At 68.0% G+C, this 22,091-nt stretch carries 23 protein-coding genes and 1 tRNA gene; 12 read left to right on the plus strand and 12 right to left on the minus strand.

Translation table 11 applies throughout. The features are described 5' to 3' along the window. Window positions 1-73 precede the first annotated feature (73 nt). From QH276_RS30180 to QH276_RS30195, 4 genes are all read left to right on the plus strand, one after another. Entirely contained in the window at window positions 74-886 is an 813-nt protein-coding gene (locus QH276_RS30180; protein WP_280399139.1) for an SAM-dependent methyltransferase, read from the plus strand. An 86-nt stretch (window positions 887-972) separates the two neighbouring features. Further along, a complete protein-coding gene (locus QH276_RS30185; protein ID WP_280399140.1) occupies window positions 973-1,455 on the plus strand; it encodes a hypothetical protein in 483 nt (160 codons plus the stop codon). 15 nt (window positions 1,456-1,470) lie between these two features. After that, entirely contained in the window at window positions 1,471-2,208 is a 738-nt protein-coding gene (locus QH276_RS30190) for an ABC transporter ATP-binding protein (protein WP_280399141.1), read from the plus strand. After that, complete coding sequence (locus QH276_RS30195) at window positions 2,205-3,041, plus strand: ABC transporter permease (protein ID WP_280399142.1); 837 nt, start codon at window positions 2,205-2,207, stop codon at window positions 3,039-3,041. The genes QH276_RS30190 and QH276_RS30195 overlap by 4 nt, the downstream gene beginning before the upstream one ends. Window positions 3,042-3,091: 50 nt before the next feature. On the opposite strand, the gene QH276_RS30200 is transcribed toward QH276_RS30195, so the two are convergent. The 3 genes from QH276_RS30200 to QH276_RS30210 all read right to left on the minus strand — a co-directional run bounded on the left by QH276_RS30200 (window position 3,092) and on the right by QH276_RS30210 (window position 5,941). After that, a complete protein-coding gene (locus QH276_RS30200; protein WP_280399143.1) occupies window positions 3,092-4,405 on the minus strand; it encodes a cytochrome P450 in 1,314 nt (437 codons plus the stop codon). Window positions 4,406-4,727: 322 nt separating this feature from the next. Continuing rightward, the gene (locus QH276_RS30205; protein ID WP_280399144.1) at window positions 4,728-5,645 is read right to left on the minus strand and encodes a helix-turn-helix domain-containing protein; all 918 of its coding nucleotides are present in this window, start codon (window positions 5,643-5,645) and stop codon (window positions 4,728-4,730) included. 62 nt (window positions 5,646-5,707) lie between these two features. Further along, the gene (locus QH276_RS30210) at window positions 5,708-5,941 is read right to left on the minus strand and encodes a DUF397 domain-containing protein (protein WP_280399145.1); all 234 of its coding nucleotides are present in this window, start codon (window positions 5,939-5,941) and stop codon (window positions 5,708-5,710) included. 412 nt (window positions 5,942-6,353) lie between these two features. Here QH276_RS30210 and QH276_RS30215 point away from each other — a divergent pair, with 412 nt between their 5' ends. Continuing rightward, complete coding sequence (locus QH276_RS30215) at window positions 6,354-6,659, plus strand: hypothetical protein (protein WP_280399146.1); 306 nt, start codon at window positions 6,354-6,356, stop codon at window positions 6,657-6,659. Between the two features lie 167 nt (window positions 6,660-6,826). Here the strand turns inward: QH276_RS30215 and QH276_RS30220 are convergent, their stop codons facing one another. The 5 genes from QH276_RS30220 to nadA all read right to left on the minus strand — a co-directional run bounded on the left by QH276_RS30220 (window position 6,827) and on the right by nadA (window position 12,775). Next, window positions 6,827-7,690 (minus strand): arylamine N-acetyltransferase family protein, encoded by an 864-nt coding sequence (locus tag QH276_RS30220; RefSeq protein WP_280399147.1) that lies wholly within the window; start codon window positions 7,688-7,690, stop codon window positions 6,827-6,829. Window positions 7,691-8,059: 369 nt separating this feature from the next. Then, window positions 8,060-8,581: a GNAT family N-acetyltransferase gene (locus QH276_RS35635; protein WP_432278630.1), complete on the minus strand. Its 522-nt coding sequence runs from the start codon at window positions 8,579-8,581 to the stop codon at window positions 8,060-8,062. Between the two features lie 206 nt (window positions 8,582-8,787). Next, a complete protein-coding gene (gene nadC / locus QH276_RS30230) occupies window positions 8,788-9,648 on the minus strand; it encodes a carboxylating nicotinate-nucleotide diphosphorylase (protein WP_280399149.1) in 861 nt (286 codons plus the stop codon). 106 nt (window positions 9,649-9,754) lie between these two features. Continuing rightward, on the minus strand, window positions 9,755-11,476 hold the full coding sequence (locus QH276_RS30235; RefSeq protein ID WP_432278634.1) for an L-aspartate oxidase: 1,722 nt from the start codon (window positions 11,474-11,476) through the stop codon (window positions 9,755-9,757). 243 nt (window positions 11,477-11,719) lie between these two features. After that, on the minus strand, window positions 11,720-12,775 hold the full coding sequence (gene nadA, locus QH276_RS30240) for a quinolinate synthase NadA (protein WP_432278631.1): 1,056 nt from the start codon (window positions 12,773-12,775) through the stop codon (window positions 11,720-11,722). Between the two features lie 64 nt (window positions 12,776-12,839). Here nadA and QH276_RS30245 point away from each other — a divergent pair, with 64 nt between their 5' ends. After that, the gene (locus tag QH276_RS30245; protein WP_432278632.1) at window positions 12,840-13,601 is read left to right on the plus strand and encodes an NUDIX hydrolase; all 762 of its coding nucleotides are present in this window, start codon (window positions 12,840-12,842) and stop codon (window positions 13,599-13,601) included. Window positions 13,602-13,694: 93 nt separating this feature from the next. After that, window positions 13,695-13,765: transfer RNA gene (locus QH276_RS30250), tRNA-Gln, on the plus strand. A 31-nt stretch (window positions 13,766-13,796) separates the two neighbouring features. Here QH276_RS30250 and QH276_RS30255 read toward each other — a convergent pair. The 4 genes from QH276_RS30255 to bioB form a co-directional block, all read right to left on the minus strand. Next, a complete protein-coding gene (locus QH276_RS30255) occupies window positions 13,797-14,327 on the minus strand; it encodes a DUF1353 domain-containing protein (protein ID WP_280399152.1) in 531 nt (176 codons plus the stop codon). A gap of 154 nt (window positions 14,328-14,481) precedes the next feature. Beyond that, complete coding sequence (locus QH276_RS30260) at window positions 14,482-15,153, minus strand: DUF2567 domain-containing protein (RefSeq protein ID WP_280399153.1); 672 nt, start codon at window positions 15,151-15,153, stop codon at window positions 14,482-14,484. Between the two features lie 2 nt (window positions 15,154-15,155). Continuing rightward, window positions 15,156-15,383: a hypothetical protein gene (locus QH276_RS30265; RefSeq protein WP_280399154.1), complete on the minus strand. Its 228-nt coding sequence runs from the start codon at window positions 15,381-15,383 to the stop codon at window positions 15,156-15,158. A 32-nt stretch (window positions 15,384-15,415) separates the two neighbouring features. After that, window positions 15,416-16,444: a biotin synthase BioB gene (bioB, locus tag QH276_RS30270; RefSeq protein ID WP_280399155.1), complete on the minus strand. Its 1,029-nt coding sequence runs from the start codon at window positions 16,442-16,444 to the stop codon at window positions 15,416-15,418. A gap of 148 nt (window positions 16,445-16,592) precedes the next feature. Between bioB and QH276_RS30275 the strand changes: the two genes are divergently transcribed. The 5 genes from QH276_RS30275 (at window position 16,593) to QH276_RS30295 (ending at window position 21,475) form a co-directional block, all read left to right on the plus strand. Continuing rightward, window positions 16,593-17,189, plus strand: a complete 597-nt coding sequence (locus QH276_RS30275; protein ID WP_280399156.1) for a TetR/AcrR family transcriptional regulator C-terminal domain-containing protein — start codon at window positions 16,593-16,595, stop codon at window positions 17,187-17,189. 99 nt (window positions 17,190-17,288) lie between these two features. Then, window positions 17,289-18,455 (plus strand): 8-amino-7-oxononanoate synthase, encoded by a 1,167-nt coding sequence (locus QH276_RS30280; RefSeq protein WP_280399157.1) that lies wholly within the window; start codon window positions 17,289-17,291, stop codon window positions 18,453-18,455. Between the two features lie 290 nt (window positions 18,456-18,745). Further along, the gene (gene bioD, locus QH276_RS30285; protein WP_348536626.1) at window positions 18,746-19,543 is read left to right on the plus strand and encodes a dethiobiotin synthase; all 798 of its coding nucleotides are present in this window, start codon (window positions 18,746-18,748) and stop codon (window positions 19,541-19,543) included. 159 nt (window positions 19,544-19,702) lie between these two features. Beyond that, complete coding sequence (gene macS, locus QH276_RS30290) at window positions 19,703-20,875, plus strand: MacS family sensor histidine kinase (protein WP_280399158.1); 1,173 nt, start codon at window positions 19,703-19,705, stop codon at window positions 20,873-20,875. A 177-nt stretch (window positions 20,876-21,052) separates the two neighbouring features. Beyond that, a complete protein-coding gene (locus QH276_RS30295; protein ID WP_280399159.1) occupies window positions 21,053-21,475 on the plus strand; it encodes an Hsp20/alpha crystallin family protein in 423 nt (140 codons plus the stop codon). The last annotated feature ends 616 nt before the right edge of the window (window positions 21,476-22,091 follow it).

The following is a 22,091-nucleotide window of genomic DNA, read 5'->3' on the forward strand; positions in this document are numbered from 1 at the left end:
CCCCACTCCGTACGAGACCGAAAGATCTTCGGTGCAATGCACACCCGAGATGCCGTCGGCTACGATTGCTCCCGTGGTCGAAGGAATCGAAGGGCCTGCGCCGGAAAACAACCGGCTGCCGCGCCCGTTCGACACGGATAAGCTGACTTCCGCCAGGGTGTACGACTACCTGCTGGGCGGAAAAGACAATTACGATGTCGACCAGGACATGGCCCATCAAATGTTGTCCAGCACACCCGAACTCAAGACGCTGGCCTGGTTCACCCGGAGTTTCATGCACAAAGCGGTCCAGGTAGCCGCTGATGCCGGTATCCGTCAGTTCATCGATCTCGGCTCGGGTACCCCGAGTTCGCCCAATGTGCACGAGGTGGCTCGGGAGATCGAGCCGTCGGCGCGGGTGGTGTATGTCGACTACGACCAGATCGTCGTCACCCATTGCGATGCGCTGCTGGCCCGATCGCCCGGTGTCGCCGCACTGTGGGGAGATGTTCGCCGTCCCCACGACATTCTCGACGAGCTGGTCCACCTCGAGCTGATCGACCTCGACGAACCCGTAGCAATCCTCCTCGTCAGTGTGCTTCATTATGTGATGGACCACGAACACCCCGCCGAGATCCTCGCCGCCCTCCGTGATCGGATCGCGCCGGGCAGTTATCTGGCGATCACGCACGGCTCCAGTGATTCCAGCCCGGAGATACTCCAGGTGCTCGCCGGCACCAACGGCACCTCGGCCCAGGTCGCCTTTCGGTCCACCACCCAGACAGAGGCATTCCTCACCGGATTCGAGTTGCTCGAACCCGGTGTGGTGCCGGTACAGCAGTGGCTCCGCCCCGGCTTACCGGATACTCGAATGGTCATGCTCGGTGCCATCGGCCGCAAACCGTGAGGAGCCGAGATGAACACGCTGATTCCTCGACCACCTGACTCTCCGAGCGTGTAACAGATGCTGTCCCGGTCCATCAGAGGATGAAAATGAAGACCCTCAAAACTGTCGCTGGTGTCATCTCGACAATCGCCACGGTCGCCGCGGTCACCACCGGCGCCTCGGTTGTCAATGCTCCTGCCGCCTCCGCGGCGCCGGGTGAGTTCCTCATCACCCGGGATGTCCCTACCCTGGAAGATCTGGACGCCCAGGTCGCGTTCCTGATCGAGAAACCCGCCTCCGACGAGGCCAAGGCGGCCAATATGGAAGGCGGTATGCGGGCCGTCGTGGTGGCGCGCACCCTCTACAACACCGGCCTGTATCGAGCTCCGCGCGGGTCGAACGAGATCACCGGTCCCGAAACCCACGAAGGCAACGTGCACACCGCTATGCTGCGCAGCAAGACAGCGGGCCAACCGGACCTCGTTGCGCGGGTGGTCTGGAAGCGTATCGACGGTGTCTGGAAGCTGTCCAACAGCTCCGTATGCGAGGGCGTCAAGGCCGTAGGGCTGGCGATGGCCTGCGATTTCTGACCGGTTGCAAGCATTGTGATCGACATCCGTGATCTCACTCTGGGCTATCCAGGCGTCACCGTTCTCGAAATCCCCGAATTGAGGGTGGCCGACGGGGCACTCACCTACCTGCTCGGTCTCAACGGCACCGGTAAAACCACACTGCTGCGGAGTATCTGCGGCGTCATCGCGCCCGCCCTCGGCACCATCCAGGTCGACGGCACCCTCGTCCGGGCCCATCACACCACACCGGCGACGCTCGGACTGCATATCGACTACCGGGCCTTCGACCCACGTCACACCGCACGGCGGCACCTCCGCTGGATCGCCCGGGCCCGTGGGCTCCCCACCGGGCGGGTGGGCGACGTTCTCGAGATCGTCGACCTCGCCCGGGTCGCCGATCGCCGATTGGGGCACTATTCGCTCGGTATGCTCCAACGTGTCGGCATCGCCGCCGCGTTACTTTCCGAACCTCGAACCCTGTTGCTCGACGAACCGCTCAACGGCCTCGACATCGCGGGCATCCGCTGGATTCGCGAACTGCTGCGCGACCTCGCCGATGCCGGGACCTGTGTCCTGGTGGCCACGCATCTGCTCGACGAGGTCGAACGCAACGCCGACCATATCGTCATCCTCGGAAACCGGCGCATTCTGGCCGACCAGCCGTTCGCCCACCTCATGGACACCTTGGGTCCCGGCGAGACCGGACTCGAAGACGCCTACCTGCGAATCGCCGGCCTGCCTACCGATATCGCGTCCGGCACGGCCTCATGAACAGTCCCGGTGCGGCCACACTGATCCGCCGCGGTATCGCCGCCGAATGGACCCGCACCACCGGGCGCAGTTTTCTGTGGATCGTCGCGGTTCCCCTCACCTTCGCGCTGCCGCTGATCGTCACCTTCGGAATCGCCGCTGTCGCAGAACGGCTCGCAAGCCTCCCTGGGCAGAGTTACCTGGCCACAGTCTCCACAACCAACTCGGTGTACTGGGTGATCACCTTGGCCGTATCGGTCATGATGGTCACCACCGCCTACGCCCACGCCGCGCAATGGCGCGGTCGGACGAGTGATCTCAATGAGTTCCTGTTTCCCCGGTTCTGGACGGTTGCGCTGGCCCGGTGGTTCTACTACGGCACCATCACCGCGATGTCGACAGTTGTTCTGCTCGTCGTCGTCATGGTCACCCTGCCGACGCAGTTCCCCCAGATCTATGGTGCTGTGGACATCACGGACTCGGCCGGTCTCCGGTTCCTCTGGACCGTCCCGATCTACGGGTTCGCCGCTTGCGGTGTGGGTGTCGCGGTCGGGTCATTGATTCGCACTCCGTCCGCCGCTGTGGCCGTCCTGCTGTTCTGGGTCTATGTAGCCGAGAATTCCATCAATATGCTGCCCCACGGGTACACCTTGCAGGCCTTTGCCCCGTTCCTCAACGCCGTCGCCGCAACCGGCCAGGAAGTCGCGTTCGTCCCCCGCTTCGGCCGCAACGGTTCTCTGCTCTACTTCGTCCTCTTCGCGGTCGTCCTTTTCGTCGCCGCGGCTGTCCTGCCTGCCCTGATTCGCAAGATATCGGCATATCGCAGAGCTGCGGTCACCAAGTCAGGTGCCTGATTCACGGCGCCGACTGCGGGGTCGTCACGGTCATCGATCCGGCCGCACCGTTACCGGGAGACCGGACGAACCTCGAGCGGAAGCCTGCCGAGCCCAGGGATCGGCCCCATGGCCCGCGGGACCTTCTCGGTGACGACCGGCCGGAACTCCCACTTCGACAACAAACTGTGGAGCGTCGTCTGCATTGCCAGCCACGCAAAATTGTTGCCGATACACATCTGATTGCCCATGCTGAACGGGACGAAGCTCCGGCATTTCGTTCCCGAGCTCGAAGCCGGCCACCGATCGGGGTCGAAAGTGTCCGGCTCGGCGAATATTTCCGGGTTTCGATGAATGGCTGCAATGCTGTAGCCGATATCTGTCCCGGCCGGAAAGGTGAAACCGTCGAGATCGACAGTGGTGACGGTGCGTCGGGTTTGCAATAGTGGTGAATGAATCCGCGTGACCTCGTTCAGGAACCGGTTCAGATAGTCGAGCCCGCCGAGGCTCCGGGGGTCGAGTTCCCCCGCATCGGCGATCTCGTCCCGCAGTTTCGCAGCCACCTCCGGACGCTGTGACAACTCGTACAGAGCCCAGGTCAGCGTGGTGGTCGAAGGGTCGATTCCGCCGAAGAGTACGGTCACGGCCTGCTCTGCCAGGAACTTGTCACTGTGGTGTTCGTCCGCTGAGGAATCCAGCAGGATGTCGATCAAGTCGTTGCGGCGATCACCACTGCCCCGGCGCGCGACGAGCAGATCCTGACAGTATTCCCGCAGTTGCGTGCCGGCAGACAGGAATTTGCGGTTCACCGGTAGCGGCAGGTTCGCCAGCCTCTTGGGCAACACACTGCCCACCATGGCGCCTGCGCCGATATCCTCGACCAGACCCGAGATGAACTGCAGCTCTCCGGTATCGGGTTTATGCGAGAACATGGACTCGAGCACGTTGGCGATCACCACTTCCAACATTGCCGAACGAGCCTCGATGTGGTGGCCCGGCCGCCACGAACTCGCCAATGCGTCCGCGTTCCGCTTCATGATATCCGCGTGGCTTTCCAGCTCTTTTCGATGGAACGCAGGTTGCAGCAGGCGGCGAAGATCCCTGTGCTGCTCACCGTCGGCCACGATCAGCGATTCCCCGAATATGAGACGGATTCGTTCGAACAGGAGCCCTCTCTCGTAGGCGTCGGAGTTCTCGACCAACACCTTGTGAAGTAGTTCGAAATCGGTGATGACATAGACAACGAGACTGCCGATATCGACACGTACGATTTTCCCGATGCCCGCCAGATCCGCCATGAACCGGACCGGATCACGCCACATTCCCCAGCCGTGTCCGATAACAGGTAAACGACCGGGCCCGCACGGGACGTCGCGGATATCCACTGTTTCTTGCCCCTTACTATCGGCAGGTCCAGGCCACGGACTTCGGCCTGTCAGATCGGATCGCCGAGTCCTGTGGTCGATCCACACGTTACCCCAGCCCGGATTCGCGCGGCGGCGGGTTGACATGCGAATACGCCTGTCCCGCAGGGCGTAATGCCATGCTGCGGACGGAGCGCCACTCCGGCACGGGATCGGTATCGGTCATGCCGCTGCCGACGGGACGCGGTGTCGAGCGCGGCTTCGGTCTTGTTACCCGGGCACTGGTCGCGCGTCTTCGAACGCGCCGCCCGGCCGAGACCGATACGCCAACCCTTCGGCGACACTAGCCGACTTTGTCGAGGAGCTCACGCAGGAGCAGCGGGGTTCTGCCGGGTGGGTGCGCGTAGCCCGCACACAGGGTGTCCATGAGCTTCCGGTAGCGCTGCAGATCGGCAGCTTTGTCGAGATAGAGCGCGCTGGTGAGCTGTTCGAGATAGACGATATCGGGCAGCTCGTCTTCGGGGAAGCGCAGCATACTGAAGGACCCGCCTTCGGCGGGCGTGGGACCGGCGGATTCCGGGAGCACCTGCATAGTGATATTGGGCTGCTCGGTCAACTCGAGCAGGCGCTGCAGCTGGTTACGGGCCACGCACGGATCCGGTGGCAGCCTGCGCAGCACGTGCTCATCGATGACCGCCCACACAGTGGGCGGGTTCGGTGTGCGAGTGAGTATGCGCTGGCGTCGCATCCGCATATCGACGAGGCGCTGGGCGTCCTCCCGGGAATCGAGACCGAAGACGTAACGGGCGTATTCGGCGGTCTGGAAAAGGCCCGGGATGTAGTGGGTTTCGTAGATGCGAATGCCGAGGGCGGCCTGTTCGAGACCGACATAGGTCTCGAACCAGGAGGGCAGTAGGTCATTGTAGCGATGCCACCAGCCCGGCTGGTTGGCTTGACGAGCCAGAGCAAGGAAGCGGTCGCGCTCGTCGGTGTCGTGCACACCGTACAGTGTGAGCAGGTCGCCCATATCGCGGGCTTTGAACCCGGTCCGCCCCAGCTCGAGCCGGGCGATCTTGGATTCGGTTGCGCGCAATGCCTCGCCCGCCGTCCCGCGACTGATCCCGCGTTCCTCGCGCATTTTCCGTAGCTGGACGCCGAGCGCGATCCGCAAGACAGTGGGTCCACGTTCGACGGAAACCTCGGCTGTCGCGTCACCGTCGTGGTCGAACCTCGCTGCCGCGGAGCCGGCCCTGGCTGTCATCGACTCGACTCCCATCCAGTACGAATCTGTAGCCCCCTCCTGGTTGTACCCCCCGCAACACCTTACAGCATGAAGCTATCGAAGCGGCCGCCCTTGATCTCGCGCAGCAAGGCAGCGAACTCGGCGCGCCCGAGAGTCAGAACGGAGCCCTGTGGGTCTCGGGAGTTGCGCATTCCGATGCTGTCGCCGGAAATACGGCCCAGCTCGACACAATTGCCGTTCGGTCCACTGTAAGAGCTCTTCCGCCAGGTGATTGCACTCGGGACCGAGGGGAACTCGGCGGTGGGATCGGACATGACACCCTCACTGTTCCTGTCGATGAACAAGATTCGCGGCCTACTGTACACACAGATGCACATGCAGTTGCATATCCATTCGAAGATGCAGATGCATCTCCCGTTGCGTCTGCGCCCAGAGTTTGGAACACTGTCGTGAACCGGAACACCTTGCGTGAGGATGCAATCCGGGTAGTCGAGCGGTGTTCTTCGACAGGAGACGTTCGGCCCCAGTTCGTCTCGCGGGGACAACCGGCAGTGGCCCAACCCTCGCGGCCGGGAGTGGCGAACGGCCGGCACAACCGACGGTGTTGCCGTGTACACGGTGCGCGGCCGGCCGGTCCCGTCCGGATCGGCATGAGGGATTCGAGTCGTCCCGATACGGGGTCCAGAGTCCCCCGCACCGGGAACCATCAGCCGCAGGGGAAGCCGAATGAAGCGAGAAGGACCGCGTACGACGACAACCGCCGACGGCAAGAAGACCGCGGTCTGGTCTCTGACACAAAGACGCCCGTGGATTCGGCGCGTATCACTGCTCGGCGACCCGAGTCCCGCGGTCCAGTGGCCCGACAAGCCGCTGCCACTGGCACAACGTGGAACGGTCGTATTCGCCGAAGACGCGGCGCCGCTGGATCTCGCCGATGCCCGTGAGGTGTTACCGCAACATCAGGACCTGTGGGATGCGGTGCAACGGGAGTTCTGGACGGCTCTACTCGACTCGAGTTCCCCCCGGCCGTGAACGCGGCCCATACCTCGACGTGCCGATACTGCCGGAGAAGTACGGGGCGGACGGGGCGAGCGGACCGACCCGCGCACCCGCCTGTCGACGGACAGAGCCGGACCGACGCCCAACTCTGGCTCCCGGTGGAGCCGGAGCACGGCCGACCAGTGCTGGGAAGAGCACGGTCAGCTCACGGCCCACGGGGCACGAAGCAACGCTGCGGCATCCTCGTCGGGAAGTTCGATATCGAACACCTTCGCCAGCGTTTCCGGCAATTCCGAGAGGTTCAGCTCCCGCGACCGGCTGGAACCGTCGGGGTGTTCTGTGGTGAGGACGCGGCCGTCGAGGATGTGGTGGGCGTCGGGATGGAAACGCTGGACGAACGGCCGCCGAGTGAACGGTGACCGCGGTGACGTCGCGACGAAATGGTTGCCGACCTCGTAATCGATCCGGTACTGCGGGGCGAGGGTGAAGGTGTAGCGGTCGACCCATCCGTCCTTCGCGAACTGGTGCAGCACCCACTGTTCGGTGTCGAGTTCGCCGTATTCGCATTCGAGCCGGAACCGCCACTCACCGAGCGTGAACTCCCCGGACGTATCGACGAGCGCATACGGTTCGGCGGGACCCGCCCCGAACCCCACATCGGCCAGCCACGCCCGATCGTCGTCGGTGGTGGTCACCCGCAGGAGTGCGTGGGTGGCCGGGCGCACTCCGCCCGCTCCCATCGTCACCCGCCCGGCCAGCCCGGTGACTCCGAAGCCCAAACGTTCCAGCGCCGCCGCGAACACGGTCACGTTCTCGTAGCAGTAACCGCCGCGCCGCTGCCGTAACAGCTTGTCCTGCAAGGTTTCCAGGTCCAGCGGCACCGGACGGCCGAGTACCGCCTCCAGATTCTCGAACGGGATGGCGGTCGTATGAGCGCCGACCAGCCCGCGCAATGTACCCACTGTCGGCGTCCGCGGCCCGGTATACCCGATCCGCGTCAGGTACAGGTCCAGGTCCAGCCGCTCGCCGTTCCAGTGATAGGCCTCGTCCACGGGCTTCGGCATCGCACTCCTCGTCTCACCGGGTGTTACCACGAGCAACCGCTGCGGTCCGGCAAATGTTCCGGTGCCGGGCAGCCGCTCGCACACAGGCCGGCGGTTTCGCGAACCCGGGCAGGTTCCGGCGGTACCGGTCTGCCGTTCACCGTGACCGCTGATCCCGAAAGGGTGGATACCGTGCATTCACCGATCGCCGACTACCTGCAAGAAGTTCTCGACGATCTCCGCACCGACTCCACCGGGGCGGTAGCCGGCTACATTCCCGAACTCGCCGCCGCGGACCCCGAGGTGCTGGGAACGGCCGTGTGCACGGGGGACGAGCGCCGGTTCATGGCCCGATTGACGGAACCGAAATCGACGGCGATACGCCCCCGCTCATCCTTCGGTCCGGCCGCCGGAATCGAGCGATTTGAGGTATGCGCGGTTACCGGGTTTGTCGCGGTATATGCCGAAACATGCAGTCCGCCGGTAGCCGCTGCACTCGTAGAGAGCGTGGGCGGCGTGCTGTTTACTGCCGGTGTCGAGGATGATCGTGTCATAGCCGTCGCCGCGGGCACCGCGTTCCAGCTGGGAAAGCAGCGCTCGGGCGATCCCCTGACGGCGGACGTCGGCTTCGACATACATACGCTTTATCTCTGCGGTACCACCGCTCTCGTCGTCGTGGTGGCGGCGGTAACCGCCGCATCCCACTGGGATTTCGTCCACGTAGGCAACGAGGAACCGGCCCCGGTGTTCGGGGGAGAACTCCTCGGGCGACAGCGGCGACTGGTCTGCGCGCCCGTACAGAGCCTCATTGGTGCGGTTCGCGGCCCGGATCATGGCGGTTGCCGAGGGGGAGTCATACGGCTCGGTGCGCAGCTCTATCACGACCGGCGCCGCGGCCGAACGGTTTTCCATACTGACTGATTAGCAGAGCTCGGCCGGTCGTAGCCTTGCGGGCTTGTCGACAAGCATCCGGACGGCGGCCGCAGCCCGCAGACCCACCATGCCGTGACGGTCGAGTCCGGTGGCGATCTACCGCGACCCCAGCCTCTCGATCGAACGAGTGAGTTGCCAGGCCGTAGCCGATCCGATCACGGCCCCAGCGGACAGCTGTAGCGCAGCTACATATCCAGCCCGAGGTCCAGGACGCGGACGGAGTGGGTGAGGGCGCCTACGGCGAGGTAGTCGACGCCGGTGCGGGCGTAGTCGGCGGCCATGTCGAGGGTGAGACCGCCGGAGGATTCCAGTTTCGTATCGGGGGCGAGGGCGTTGCGGCGCTGGACGGCGGACTGTGTTTGCCAGAGGGGGAAATTGTCGAGGAGGACCAGTTGGACGTTTTCGGCCAGGACCTCGTCGAGTTGGTCGAGGGTGTCGACTTCGACCTCGCAGTCGATATCGGGGGCGGCGGCGCGGACGGCGCGCAGGGCATCCACCACCGAACCCGCGGCGACGACATGGTTGTCCTTGATCAGGGCGGCGTCGCCCAGGCCCATCCGGTGGTTGACGCCGCCGCCGGCGCGGACCGCGTACTTCTGGAGGGCGCGCAGGCCGGGCAGCGTTTTGCGGCTGTCGCGGATGCGGCAGTTCGTGCCGGCCACGGCGTCGACCCAGGCGGCGGTCGCGGTGGCGATCCCGGAGAGGTGGCAGAGCAGGTTGAGCATGGTGCGTTCGGCGGTGAGCAGGCCGCGGGTGGGTGCGGCCACTGCGAAAACCGTGTCGCCGGCGGCGATTCGGGTGCCGTCGGCGACGCGTTCGGTGAGCTCGTAGTTGCCTGCCCCGATCACCTCGTCCAGGACCAGGAGTCCGATATCGATGCCCGCGACCGTGCCCGGCTGCCGGGCTACGACAGCGGCCTTCACCGCGGCGTCTTCCGGAACCGTGGCCACGGTGGTGATATCGGGGCCGTACCGGAGGTCCTCGTCGAGTGCGGTGCGGATGAGACCGCGGACCGCCTCGGGCTCCAGCCCAGCGTCCAAAGTCATTGTCAACTCCTCATATCCGATTCTGTGCGGGGCATTCGACCAACAGCCACCCCCACTCGCGTACCGGCCTGGCCGAGTGCCCCGGTCGACGCTCCGCGAAGCCCGGTCACGAGGCCGCCGGCGGTGCGGCGGCGACGGCGCACGGCGCGCCGCTGTCGCCGCCGTTCCGCGGTTCGCCGGACCGTTCCGCTGCGATCTGCGGGGCGCCGGTGCTGCTCAACCGCACCGCGATGGGTCGCGCCGAGCCCGGCGCCGGGGCCGGGTGGTCGGCACGGGTGTGGCAGCCGCGGCTCTCGATGCGCGCCGAAGCGGCCAGCAGCAGAGCCCGGGCTGTGACCGTGAGGGCGGCATCTTCGTACTCCGCGATCAGCGCCGCCGGCGACTGCGCCCCAGACGAGCCGTTCACCTGCGATGACAGCGTTTCCGGCGGCGACGGCCTGCTGGCGGTGGTCGCCGTACCAAGCACGGTGCGCCGCGCGTCGGTGGCGCCGCTGAGAAGGCCACCTGCCTGCGCGAGCCCCCGCCCGTCGCGGACGACGGAGGCATGGTCGGTCATCGTCCGCTGCAGCAGACTTCGGTGCGCTGCCGGCCGGTGCGCGGCGGGCCGGTCGGGGACCAGCGCCGGTTCGCCCAGCCGTTCCAGCGCGGCCAGACCCGCGCGTTCGCCCATCACCAAGCCCTCGAGCAGGCTGTTGGAGGCCAACCGGTTCGCACCGTGCAACCCGGTACGGGCGACTTCTCCGGCCGCGTACAGTCCCGGAACCCCGGTCCGTCCGTGCAGGTCGGTGACCACACCCCCGCATTGATAGTGTGCGGCGGGCGCGACCGGAATCAGATCACGCCGGGGGTCGATCCCCGCGACCCGGCACGAGGTCGTGATCGTCGGGAATCGATGGACGAAGTCCGGCACACCGCGAGCGTCGAGATAGACGTGGTCCTCACCCCGTTCGCGCAGCCGGGCGGCGATGGCCCGGGAGACCACGTCCCGCGGCGCCAGATCACCGCGCGGATGAACTCCGGCGGTCACCGATTCGCCGCGGGAATCGACGAGGACCGCACCTTCGCCGCGCACCGCCTCGCTGATCAGCGGCTGCCGGCCGAACCCGTCGGGCGAGTACAGGACGGTGGGATGGAATTGCACGAACTCGAGGTCGGCCACCATCGCACCCGCCCACAGGGCCAGGGCCACACCGTCGGCTGTCGCCCCCGCGGGGTTCGTGCTGAGGGCGTAGAGCTGGCCGAGGCCGCCGGTGGCCAGCAGGACGGCCGGCGCGTGGACACGTCCGACACCACGTTCGGAGACGGCGATCACTCCCTGTACGCCGTGCGCGTCCGTGACCACCTCGAGTACCGCGGTTCCGAACAGCACGGGCAGGCCCGCCGCCGACAGCGCCCGTTGCACTTCCGCGCCGGTCGCGTCACCTCCGGCATGGATGATGCGGCGGGTACTGTGGCCCCCTTCGCGGGTCCGGGAGATCTGGCCGTCGCGGCCGAGGTCGAATACCGCACCGAGGTCGGTGAGGGCGGCGACCGCATCGGGGCCCGCGGCCACGATGGATCGCACCGCATCCGGGTTGCACAGCCCGCCGCCCGCCGCGAGCGTATCGGCTACATGGGAATCCACCGAGTCACCCTGCGGGGCGACGACCGCGATACCGCCTTGGGCGTATTGAGTGGCGGTATCGCTGGGGCCGCCTTTGCTCAGGATCAGTACCCGCAGACCCCGGCGCGAGGCGGCGCGCGCTGCGGTGAGCCCGGCCACGCCGCCGCCGATCACCACGAGGTCGGCGTGTTCTTCCCAGCCGGGGGCCGGTCGTTCACCAATCATCATGTCCTCCACTGCCGGGAGCCGTCACCGGTGGGCCGGCGGTACGACCGGCCGTCGAGCCGACCGATTCGCCCGGCCACGAGTGCGGCCCGGCCGCACCGGGCCTCGGTGACCGCCGCGCCGAGGCCCCGGCTCATCCGCCGAATCCACAGCCACCGGCTACCGCCGCCCGACCGGCGCCGCGCGCACATGCACTACGCGCCGGCGGATGTACCGACGCTCGGCGAGCGACCCGAATCGGCCTCATTCCCCGCCGCCGGGGTTCCCGATCTCGATCATGCGCTGGACCGAATTACGGGCCAGGGCGGCGGTTTCCGGGTCGACGTGGACCTCGTCGCGGTTCTCCCGCAGGCAGCGCAGCAGCGCGGCGGGGGTGATCATCTTCATGTACTTGCAGGCGGCGCGGTCGTTCACGGCCCGGAAATCGATCCCGGGCGCGGCCTTGCGCAACTGGTGCAGCATGCCGACCTCGGTGGCGACCAGGACCTGGTTCGATGTCGCGGCGCGGGCGGCGTCGATCATGCCGCCGGTGGACAGGATGTGCACCCGGTCGGCCGGAAATTCGCCCTCGCCGGCGAGGTACAGCGCCGAGGTCGCGCAACCGCATTCGGGGTGCACGAAGAGTTCGGCGTCGGGATGGGCGCGGGCCTGGTCGTTGAGTTCGTCACCGTTGATCCCGGCATGGACGTGGCATTCGCCCATCCAGATGTGCATGTTCTCGCGACCGGTTTCCCGTTTGACGTGCGCGCCCAGGAACTGGTCGGGCAGGAAGAGCACCTCGCGACCGGGGTCGATGGAGGCGACCACGTCCACGGCGTTGGACGAGGTGCAGCAGATATCGGTCAGCCCTTTCACCGCGGCGGTGGTGTTGACATAGGACACCACCACGGCACCGGGGTGTTCGGCCTTCCAGTCGCGCAACTCCTCGGCGGTGATCGAATCGGCCAGCGAGCAACCGGCCCGCTCGTCGGGGATGAGCACGGTTTTCTCGGGACTCAGGATCTTGGCGGTTTCGGCCATGAAGTGCACCCCGCAGAACACGATCGTGTCCTCGGGTGCCTCGGCGGCGATCCGCGACAGCGCCAGCGAATCGCCGACGTGGTCGGCCACGTCCTGGATCTCCGGCAGCTGGTAGTTGTGCGCGAGAATGGTCGCATTGCGTTGCCGCGCCAGGCGTTTCACCTCGGCCGCCCATTCCGGCGTCGCCGCCACCCCGGTATAGCCCGTGGGCCCGTCGACGATCCGCTCCCGCAGTGCGGTACCCGGCGCCGGGGCCAATTCTGCTCCCATCGTCGCCATGGTCGCTCCTTCCTACGCGCGCTCGGCAACTCCGCCGATTCGCACTCAACCAGGTTTTCGACTTATGATCGAAAACGTGGACCAGTTTAGCACCATCCATGAATCGCTCACCGCGGTGTTCCAGGTTCGCCGCTTCCCCGCCAATATCGCCGCAGGTGAGAGCGGTCGCGACGGGGTGATCGACCGCTGCCCGCCGGGCCAGCGCAGCGAACTCGCGGTACTGCTGTGGCAGCGCGCCCTCGACCCGCAGCAGGGCACCTGGTCGCTACCGGGCGGGCGATTGCGCAACGACGAGGATCTGGACACCTCGGCCCGCCGCCAGCTCGCCGAGAAGGTCGATGTGCGCGAGGTGGACCACCTCGAACAGCTGTCGGTGTTCAGCGCACCGGACCGGGTGCCGGGACCGCGCCGGATCGCCTCGGCCTATCTCGGCCTCGTCCCGCTCACCGCCGATCCCCGCCTGCCTTCCGATACCCGCTGGCATCCGGTATCGGCTCTGCCCGAGATGTCCTTCGACCACGGCACCGTGGTCGGTCACGCCCGCGCCCGGCTGGCCGCCAAACTGTCCTACACCAATATTTCGTTCGCCTTGGCCCCGGACCGGTTCACCATGTCGACACTGCGGGAAATCTATTGCGCGGCATTGGGATACGACGTGGACACCACCAACCTTCAACGGGTGCTCACCCGCCGCAAGGTAATCACCCCGACCGGCGATACCGCCACCCCTGGACGAGCCGGAGGGCGTCCCGCGTCGGTCTACCGATTCACCGATTCGGGTCTGCGAGTCACCGACGAATTCGCCGCGCTACGCCCCCGTGGGTAGCGTCGAACCCCCGCGCGCGGAACCGAAAACCGGGTGCGGCCGATAACGCCGCACCGCTACTGTCCCGGGTACGCGCCCGGCAGCAGAGCGCGATCGGGTATGGAGTAACGGCAGCTCACCGGATTTTGGCTCCGTTGGTCCAGGTTCGAATCCTGGTACCCGAGCGGCATTTCCGCCGGTTTCGCCGGCGCGCGCTCAGGTTCTCATCTGCGGCCGGGGCACCGAGGTGCGCCGTTCCGGCGGCGTGCGCCGGTCCACAGCCCAGGCGATCAGCTCGACGAACCAGAACAGCACCAGGAACACCGTCACCACGACGGTCGGAACCGCCAGGAACACGATCGAGCCCACCGCGATCACCAGCCACACCGCGAACGCGGCCGGAGTGATCCCCGCCAGCCGGCTCCCCAGCCGCACCGCCGCCCACATCATCCAGCGCCGCGGCCGCGACACATCGCATTCGCGCAGTGTGCGCCGGAAGATGCCGTCGGCGTCGGCCGCGCTCACCCGCTCCGTCCGGCACAGGTAGTCGTGCAGGATCGCCGCCCGCGTATACACCCCGTACCGGGGAATGAGCCAGACCAGCGGCCGCGGCACCGAAGCGAAATCGGTGCGGAAATCCGCCGGAACCTCGAACTCCTCGTCCGCGCCCTGATATCTCAGCGGCTCCCGGACCTTCCAGAACTTCCCGTCGATCTCCTCGACCACGAGCGCACTGGTGAACCCCACGTCTTCTCCCTGTCGTCTCCCCGAACGCGCTCAGCCTACGGCCGGGGAACACGGTCCGCGCGACGGGCGGGTGCCCGGTCCCGCTGCGCGAGACGACCACACTGCGGGTGAGACGTATTGCCGCTCCCGGTTTTCCGCGCCGGGAGCGCCGAGGTCACTTCGACAGCGACGGTCCGGCCGACGGCGAATCCTGTGGGGAAAGCGCAGGTTCGGCCCGCACCGGAGCGCCCGAGGACACCCGCTCGGCGGCGGCGCCGGGATAGTAGGCGTCGTCGTACTCCGGCTCCGCGTACGGCTGGGGTCGCGACTCTCCGAAGGGGCTGGCGAAACCGCTGCCGAGATCCTCGCCGGCGCTGAGACCGGCCAAAACCAGGATCACCAGCGCCGCGGTGAGCGGCTGGACCAGCAGGACGAGTGAACTTTCGAGACCGACCGGCAGCGCCACGATCTGCCCGACCGGCGGATCATCGGGCCGCGGGTTGTTCCAGGTGTTGACCGCCTCCCCGGCCCACGCCATCACCCACGCACCGGCCGCCGAACCCAGCAGCAACCCGAGGAGCTGGATCGGGCCGCGCATCCGCCGCCATCGCCAGGCCGCGGCCGCCGCGAGCAGCCCGGTCACCGCGCCCGCACCGGCGAAGATCGCCAGCGCGTCGAACCGGTGCAGGCTCTCCCCCACCAGAGTGGCGCCGCGGCCGGGTTCGACGACCAGCACCAGTTCGGTCGGTGCGAGCAGCCCCCAGACCGCGCCCGCGACCACACTCAGCAGCACCACCGCGGCCAGCAGCACGGCCGCGGCCCGGAGTTCCTTGCGCGCCCCGCTCATCCCTACCGCCTTTCCAGGCCGGTGGAATCGATGCCGCCGTGCCGTGAGCACCGGGCCCGCCAGCCGCCGGGGTCGATCTGCACGACCATCCGGCGTCCGCAGTGCGCGCAGAACCGGGGCGGCTCCAGGCCCAGGGCCACGGCCCGGGAGGCCGGTTCGTCGTGCCCGGGCACGATGGGTGCGCCCGTGAACGGGTTGTAGCGCTCGTCCATATCGCCGACAGTACTCATCCGGGGCCGCCTTCCGCGGTTGACGCCGCCGATCAGAATGTCTCGTTGAGTGCCTTGACCGGCATCCGCAGTTCGCCGAGCAGGTCGAGGTCCTGTTCGGCCGGGCGGCCCAGGGTGGTCAGGTAGTTGCCGACGATCACGGCGTTGATTCCGCCCAGGATGCCCTGCCGCGCGCCGAGGTCTCCGAGGGTGATCTCCCGCCCTCCGGCGAAACGCAGGATGGTCCGCGGCAGGGCGAGGCGGAAGGCGGCGACGGCACGCAAGGCGTCGGCGGCGGGCAGAACCTCGAGATCTCCGAAGGGGGTCCCGGGACGGGGGTTGAGGAAGTTCAGCGGTACCTCGTCGGGTTCGAGGACCGCCAGTTCGGCGGCGAATTCGGCGCGTTGTTCCAGGGTCTCCCCCATTCCCAGGATGCCGCCGCAGCAGACCTCCATCCCGGCCGCGCGCACCATCCGCAGGGTGTCCCAGCGTTCCTCCCAGGTATGCGTGGTGACCACGTTCGGGAAGTGCGAGCGGGCCGTCTCCAGGTTGTGGTTGTAACGGTGCACACCCATCGCGGCCAGCCGGTCGACCTGATCCTGGGTGAGCATGCCCAGTGAACAGGCGATCTGGATATCGACCTCGTTGCGGATGGCCTCCACCCCCGCGGCCACCTGTGCCATCAACCGTTCGTCGGGACCCCGGACCGCGGCGACGATACAGAATTCGGTGGCGCCCGTTTTGGCGGTCTGTTTCGCCGCCTCGACCAGGCTCGGGATATCGAGCCAGGCGGCGCGCACGGGCGAGGCGAACAGTCCCGATTGCGAGCAGAAATGGCAGTCTTCCGGGCAACCGCCCGTTTTCAGGCTGATGATTCCCTCGACCTCGACCTCCGGGCCGCACCAGCGCATCCGGACCTCGTGCGCCAGTTCGAGCAATTCCTCCAGCCGGTCGTCACTCAGCCGCAGGACGGCCAGGGTCTGCTCGCGGGAGAGTCCGATACCGCGGTCGAGCACCTGCTCGCGGGCCACGGCGAGCACGTCGTCGACGGATGCTCCGGTGGTGACGGGGGCCTGGGTCACGGGCGAATCCCTTCGTGGGTGGTGTGCCGCGGCCGCACCGGAACACACCTGACTTGAACAGCGTTCAGGACAGGGTAGCGGCAAAGATTGAACAGCGTTCAGGCTGGGGTAGCGTCAGGGGCGTATCGAAGCCACGGGAGGACCGACTGTGCAGCTACACCGAGACGACGTCGTGGACGGGGCGCTGGCCATTCTGGACCAGTACGGCCTCGCCGACCTCACCATGCGCCGGCTCGCGGGCTCGCTGCGCGTCCAGCCCGGCGCGCTGTACTGGCATTTCCCGAACAAACAAGCCCTGCTCGGCGCCGTCGCCGACCGCATCCTCGCCCCCATGGAACAGCCCGTCGGCATGACCGATTGGGCGGCAGCCCTGAGCGAACTGGCACACCGGATGCGCAACTGCCTGCTCACCTACCGCGACGGCGCGGAATTGGTTTCGGCCACCTACGCCTCGCGCCTGACCACGAGCACAGGCCGCGAACGGATCGCCGGCGCCGTCATCCGCGCGGGTATGCCCCGCGAACGGGCCGAACTCGCCGCCTACACGCTGCTCTACTACGTGCTCGGCCATACGGTCGACGAACAATCCCGGATGCAGATGGATTCGGCCGGTGCGCTGCCGGAATCGCCACAGCCCGGCTCGGCCGAACCCGCAGAGGTCCCCGATCCCACGGCACGCTTCGATTTCGGCCTGCAACTGTTCACCGCCGGGATCCGGCATCAACTGGGGGCAGGTATCCGCTGAGGTGTCTGGCAGCGCCTCCGAAACCGCCGAGTTCGGGAGCGGCTCCATCGAAGGCTGATGCCGGCTCGGCAGTCTGGCGGACTTGAACGGTGTTCAAGTATGGTGCTGGTCGTGACCCACGATCCGCTTGCCTGGCTCGACGACCGCGCGGCCGACCGTGTCGGCGCCGGATTGCGGCGCCGACTGCGGCCGCGCACCGCGGATTCGCCGGCGCTGGATCTGGCTTCCAACGACTATCTGGGGCTCGCGCGGCACCCGGAGGTGGTCGCGGGGGCTGTCGAGGCGGTGCGCCGCTGGGGGGCCGGGTCGACCGGTTCCCGGCTGGTCACCGGGACCACCACCGACCACGAGCTGCTCGAAGCCGAACTCGCCGAGTTCACCGGCTTCCCGGCAGGCCTGGTTTTCGCCTCCGGCTACGCCGCCAACCTCGGGGCGGTGACCGCGCTGGCGGGCCGGGGCGCACTGATCGTCTCCGATGCCGGCTGCCACGCCTCCCTGGTCGACGCGTGCCGGCTCTCCCGGGCGCGGGTGGCGATCGCGCCGCACCGCGATACCGCCGCCGTCGCGCGCCTGCTGGCCGAGCGCACCGAGGAACGCGCCCTGGTTCTCACCGATTCGGTGTTCAGCGCCGACGGCGACCTGGCGCCCCTGGCCGAACTGCATCGGGTGACGCGCGCCCACGGCGCGGTCCTGCTCGTCGACGAAGCGCACGGGCTCGGGGTCCGCGGTCACGGCGGGCGCGGCCTGGTGCAGGAGACCGGGCTGGCCGGCGAACCCGATGTGGTGGTCACCGTGACGCTGTCCAAGGCACTCGCCGCCCAGGGCGGTGCGGTATTGGCCCACGAGCGGGTGCGCGCGCATCTGGTCGATACCGCCCGCACCATGATCTTCGATACCGGCCTGGCACCCGCCGCCGTCGGCGCCGCCCGCGCGGCATTGCGCATTCTGCGCCGGGATCCCGCACTCGGGCAGCGGGTTCTGGATCGCGCCGCTGATATCGCCCGGATCGCCGGAGTACCCCGCCCCGATTCGGCCGTCGTACCGGTGATTCTCGGCGACCCGCATATCGCCCACAACGCCGCGCTGGCCTGCCGCGAACGGGGCGTCGAGGTGGGCTGCTTCCGCCCGCCGTCGGTACCCGAGGGCACCTCCCGGCTACGGCTCACCGCCCGCGCCGACCTCACCCCCGCCGATCTCGCCACCCTCACCGCGGTCCTGACCCCGGTGCTGGCACACGCCCGCGACCACGGGGCGGTACCGGTATGAGCGGGTCCGGCCGCGAGGCAGTAACGCAGCGCCGCCACCTGCCCCCAACCAGCCGGAACACGCACAGTCCGGGCGAGCCGCCGGTACAGCACCGGACCGAAAAGCTGTCGGTTTCGCCGAAGGAACGAAGCGCTGGCGAGCCGGGCTCAGGGGCGGCAGCGCAGCACCGGTACGAGCAGCCGGCACACAGCCCGAGCACGCACAGCACGAGCCGGACGCCGAGCGTTGCGGCTCCGGTTCGGCATCGGCCCGGACCGGCCTCGCACCCGCATGACCAGCGGGAGACGCGGTTGCTTTTCGTCACGGGAACGTCCACCGAGGTCGGTAAGTCGGTCACCACTGCCGCGCTGGCCGCGATCGGACGCGCCGCCGGACTTTCGGTCGCGATCTGCAAACCGGCGCAAACCGGCGTCACCGCTACCGAACCCGGCGACCTCGCCACGATCACCGCGCTCTCCGGGGTAACCGACACGCTCGAATTGGCGCGCTACCCCGACCCGCTCGCTCCCGCGACCGCCGCCCGCCGCTGCGGCGCCCCACTTCTCACGCTGCCCGACACCGCCGCCGCCGTATCGGCTCTCGGTTCCACCGCCGATCTGGTTCTCGTCGAGGGCGCGGGCGGCCTGCTGGTGCGGCTGGGCGAGTTCACCCTGCTCGACCTCGCCCGTGAACTCGCGGCGCCGGTGCTGGTGGTGGCGGCATCGGGACTGGGCACCCTCAACCACAGCGAGCTGACCATCCGGGCGCTCCGGCAGGAGGGTGTGCGCTGCGCCGGGCTGGTGGTCGGCTCCTGGCCGGAGCAGCCCGATCTCGCGACCGGGACCAACCGCACCGATCTGCCGGAGGTCACCGACACCGAACTCGTGGGAGCGGTACCCGCGGGCGCCGGCTCGTGGCCACCGCCGCGGTTCCGGGCGGCCGCGCCCGATTGGTTCGACCGGGAGTGGAGCCGAACGCAACTCGGGATCTCCCTGCCCGCGGACCAGTTCCGACCGGAGCCTGTCGCAACGGATATCCAGAGTCCCGGTAAGACCACTACCGGCCCGGTCCTGGAGATCCCGGGCCGGCCAGCTCTCGGTCCCTGCTGAGCCACATCTCGTGCCGACACCGAATCCGCTGCGGGCGTGCTGTGGTGGTGCCGGACGTTCGTTCCCGGTGATCGCCGGGCGCGCGGCTCGGATGGCGCGGCCGGCGCGATTTCCGGCCACACTGGCACACATTCGCCTGTACCCGATCAGGAGGCACCGATGGGCTCCGCGCATCCGGCCGAACCCGACCCCGCCGAGGCCGCGACCGCCCCGCTGTGGCGTGCGGTGCAAGCGTTCCGGCTGGTCACCTTGCTGTACGCGGTGGGGCAGCAGATCGCGTCGGTGCGGTATTACGAGAACCCGTGGCTGAGCTGGTTCTTCGTCGCGCTCATGGTGATCTGGTCCGGGATCTCGGCGCTGCTGCTGGCCCGGGTGCACACTCCCGGCACCCTCCGCATCCGCCCGCTGGTGGTGCTCGGCGACCATCTGGTGGTGCTCGGCTTGATCGCGGCGACCCCGCTGGTCGCCGATTACGCCTGGTATCACGGACATCAGCCGCTGCCCACCACCATGTGGTCGGCGAATGCGGTGATCTCCGCGGCGATCCTGCGCGGGCCGCTGGCCGGGGTCACGTCGGGCCTGCTCATCGCGGCCGCGATCATCACCATGCGGCAGCAGTGGGGCGAGGATGTGTGGGCGGATGCGACGGCACCGGTGCTGGTGTCGGTGGGCCTGGCACTGGGCCTGGCCGCGAACACCGCCCGCCGCGCCCAGGAACAATTGCAGCGTGCGGTGCGGCTCACCGCCGCCACCGAGGAGCGCGAACGACTGGCCCGCCAGGTGCACGACGGCGTGCTGCAGATCCTTTCCTACATCAAACGCCGTGGCACCGAGATCGGCGGTCCGGCAACGGAATTGGCGCAGCGAGCCGGTGAGCAGGAAGTCGCGCTCCGGCGGCTGATCTCCGAACAGGCCGCCGGCCGCGAGACCGGCGAGACCACAGTGGACCTGCGTCCCCTGCTCACGGCACACGCCACGCCTCGCGTGGTGGTCTCCACCCCGGGCGAACCCGTTCCTCTCGGCCGCTGGACCGCGCGGGAGATCACCGCCGCGGTGGCCGCCGCCCTGACCAATGTCGAACTCCACGCCGGCCCCGCGGCCCGCGCCTACATCTTGCTCGAGGACACCGGCACGGAATTGATCGTCAGTGTCCGCGACGACGGCGTCGGAATCGCCCCGGGCCGCCTCGCCGAGGCCGCGAACGAGGGGCGGATGGGGGTGTCGCGCTCGATCACCGGCCGGATCGCGGCGCTCGGCGGCACCGTCGAACTGCTCACCGCGGATACCGTCGGCGAAGGCACGGAATGGGAGTTCCGTATTCCCCGCGCCTGACCCGGACGCATCCGCCGCGCGGCGGTCATCACCGCCACGACAGCGTCGGAATTCCACAATTCCTTCGGGGGACTCTTGCACTCTCATGGCGTGAGTGCTAAATATTATCTCTGTCAGATGACAGAGGTTATCTGAGTTCCCTTCGACAGTGAATGGAGTGAACTGGAGGTGGCGACCATGCTGATGCGTACCGACCCCTTCCGCGACCTCGATCGCCTCACGCAGCAGGTTTTCGGCACCCCGGCCCGTCCCGTGACGATGCCGATGGATGCCTGGCGCGACGGCGACAACTTCCTCGTCGAGCTGGATCTGCCCGGTATCGACCCGGAATCACTGGATCTGAATGTCGAACGCAACGTCGTCACGGTGCGTGCGTCGCGCCCGGAACTGGACGCCGACCGGTCGATGATCGCCGCCGAACGCACCCGCGGTGTCTTCAGCCGGCAGCTGTTCCTCGGCGAGAACCTCGATACCGACGCGATCCGCGCCGACTACCGCGACGGTGTGCTGCGGCTGGTGATCCCCGTCGCCGAGCAGGCCAAACCCCGCAAGATCGAGATCGCACGCCACGACCACGAGCGGCAGGCCATCAACGCCTGATCGCCCGGCCGGCGTCCGACCGAGGGAGCCCGGCCATGACCACACCGACCGGTACCTGCCCGGACGAGCTGTCGCGGGTGGATCCGCGGCTGCTGGTTCTGGACCCCGAACTCGAGGAGCTGTTCGCCGAGGTCGCCGAGGCGCTGTATATCGCCCCGGCGCGCCGGCCGCCGCGGCTGCACACGGCCCGCGATCCCCGGCCGCGGTGCGTCGTCCCCCGGCGGCAGCCTCCTCGGCCGCGAGGCCACCGGCCGGATCCGGCGCGGGCGCGCCAGCGCGGCCCGCCCGGGTACGCCGGATCCTCCGGTGGCCGATCGGAAAGTCGAGAGCGAGGTGATGCCCGTTACCGCACTCGCAGTAAAAGTTCTCCAATTCGCTCCGGCAAGCGGGTGGGCCCGCATATCCCGGTTCTTCCGGGCCCACCCGGACGTGGGGGGGGGGGCGGGCGGGGGGGGGGGGGGGGGGCCCGGCGCGGCGCGTGGGGGGGGGGGGGGGGGGGGGGGGCGCCCCCCCCCCCCCCCCCCCGCCGCGGGGTCCGGCCATCTCGCCGTAGCGCGGGCAATCCTTCGCGGTGTACTGCTGGAACGGGGTGAACGACACGTCCAGGCTCCAGAAC

The sequence above is a fragment of the Nocardia carnea genome (genome assembly GCF_029869215.1).
In the GTDB taxonomy this organism is placed as follows: Bacteria; Actinomycetota; Actinomycetes; order Mycobacteriales; family Mycobacteriaceae; genus Nocardia; species Nocardia carnea_B.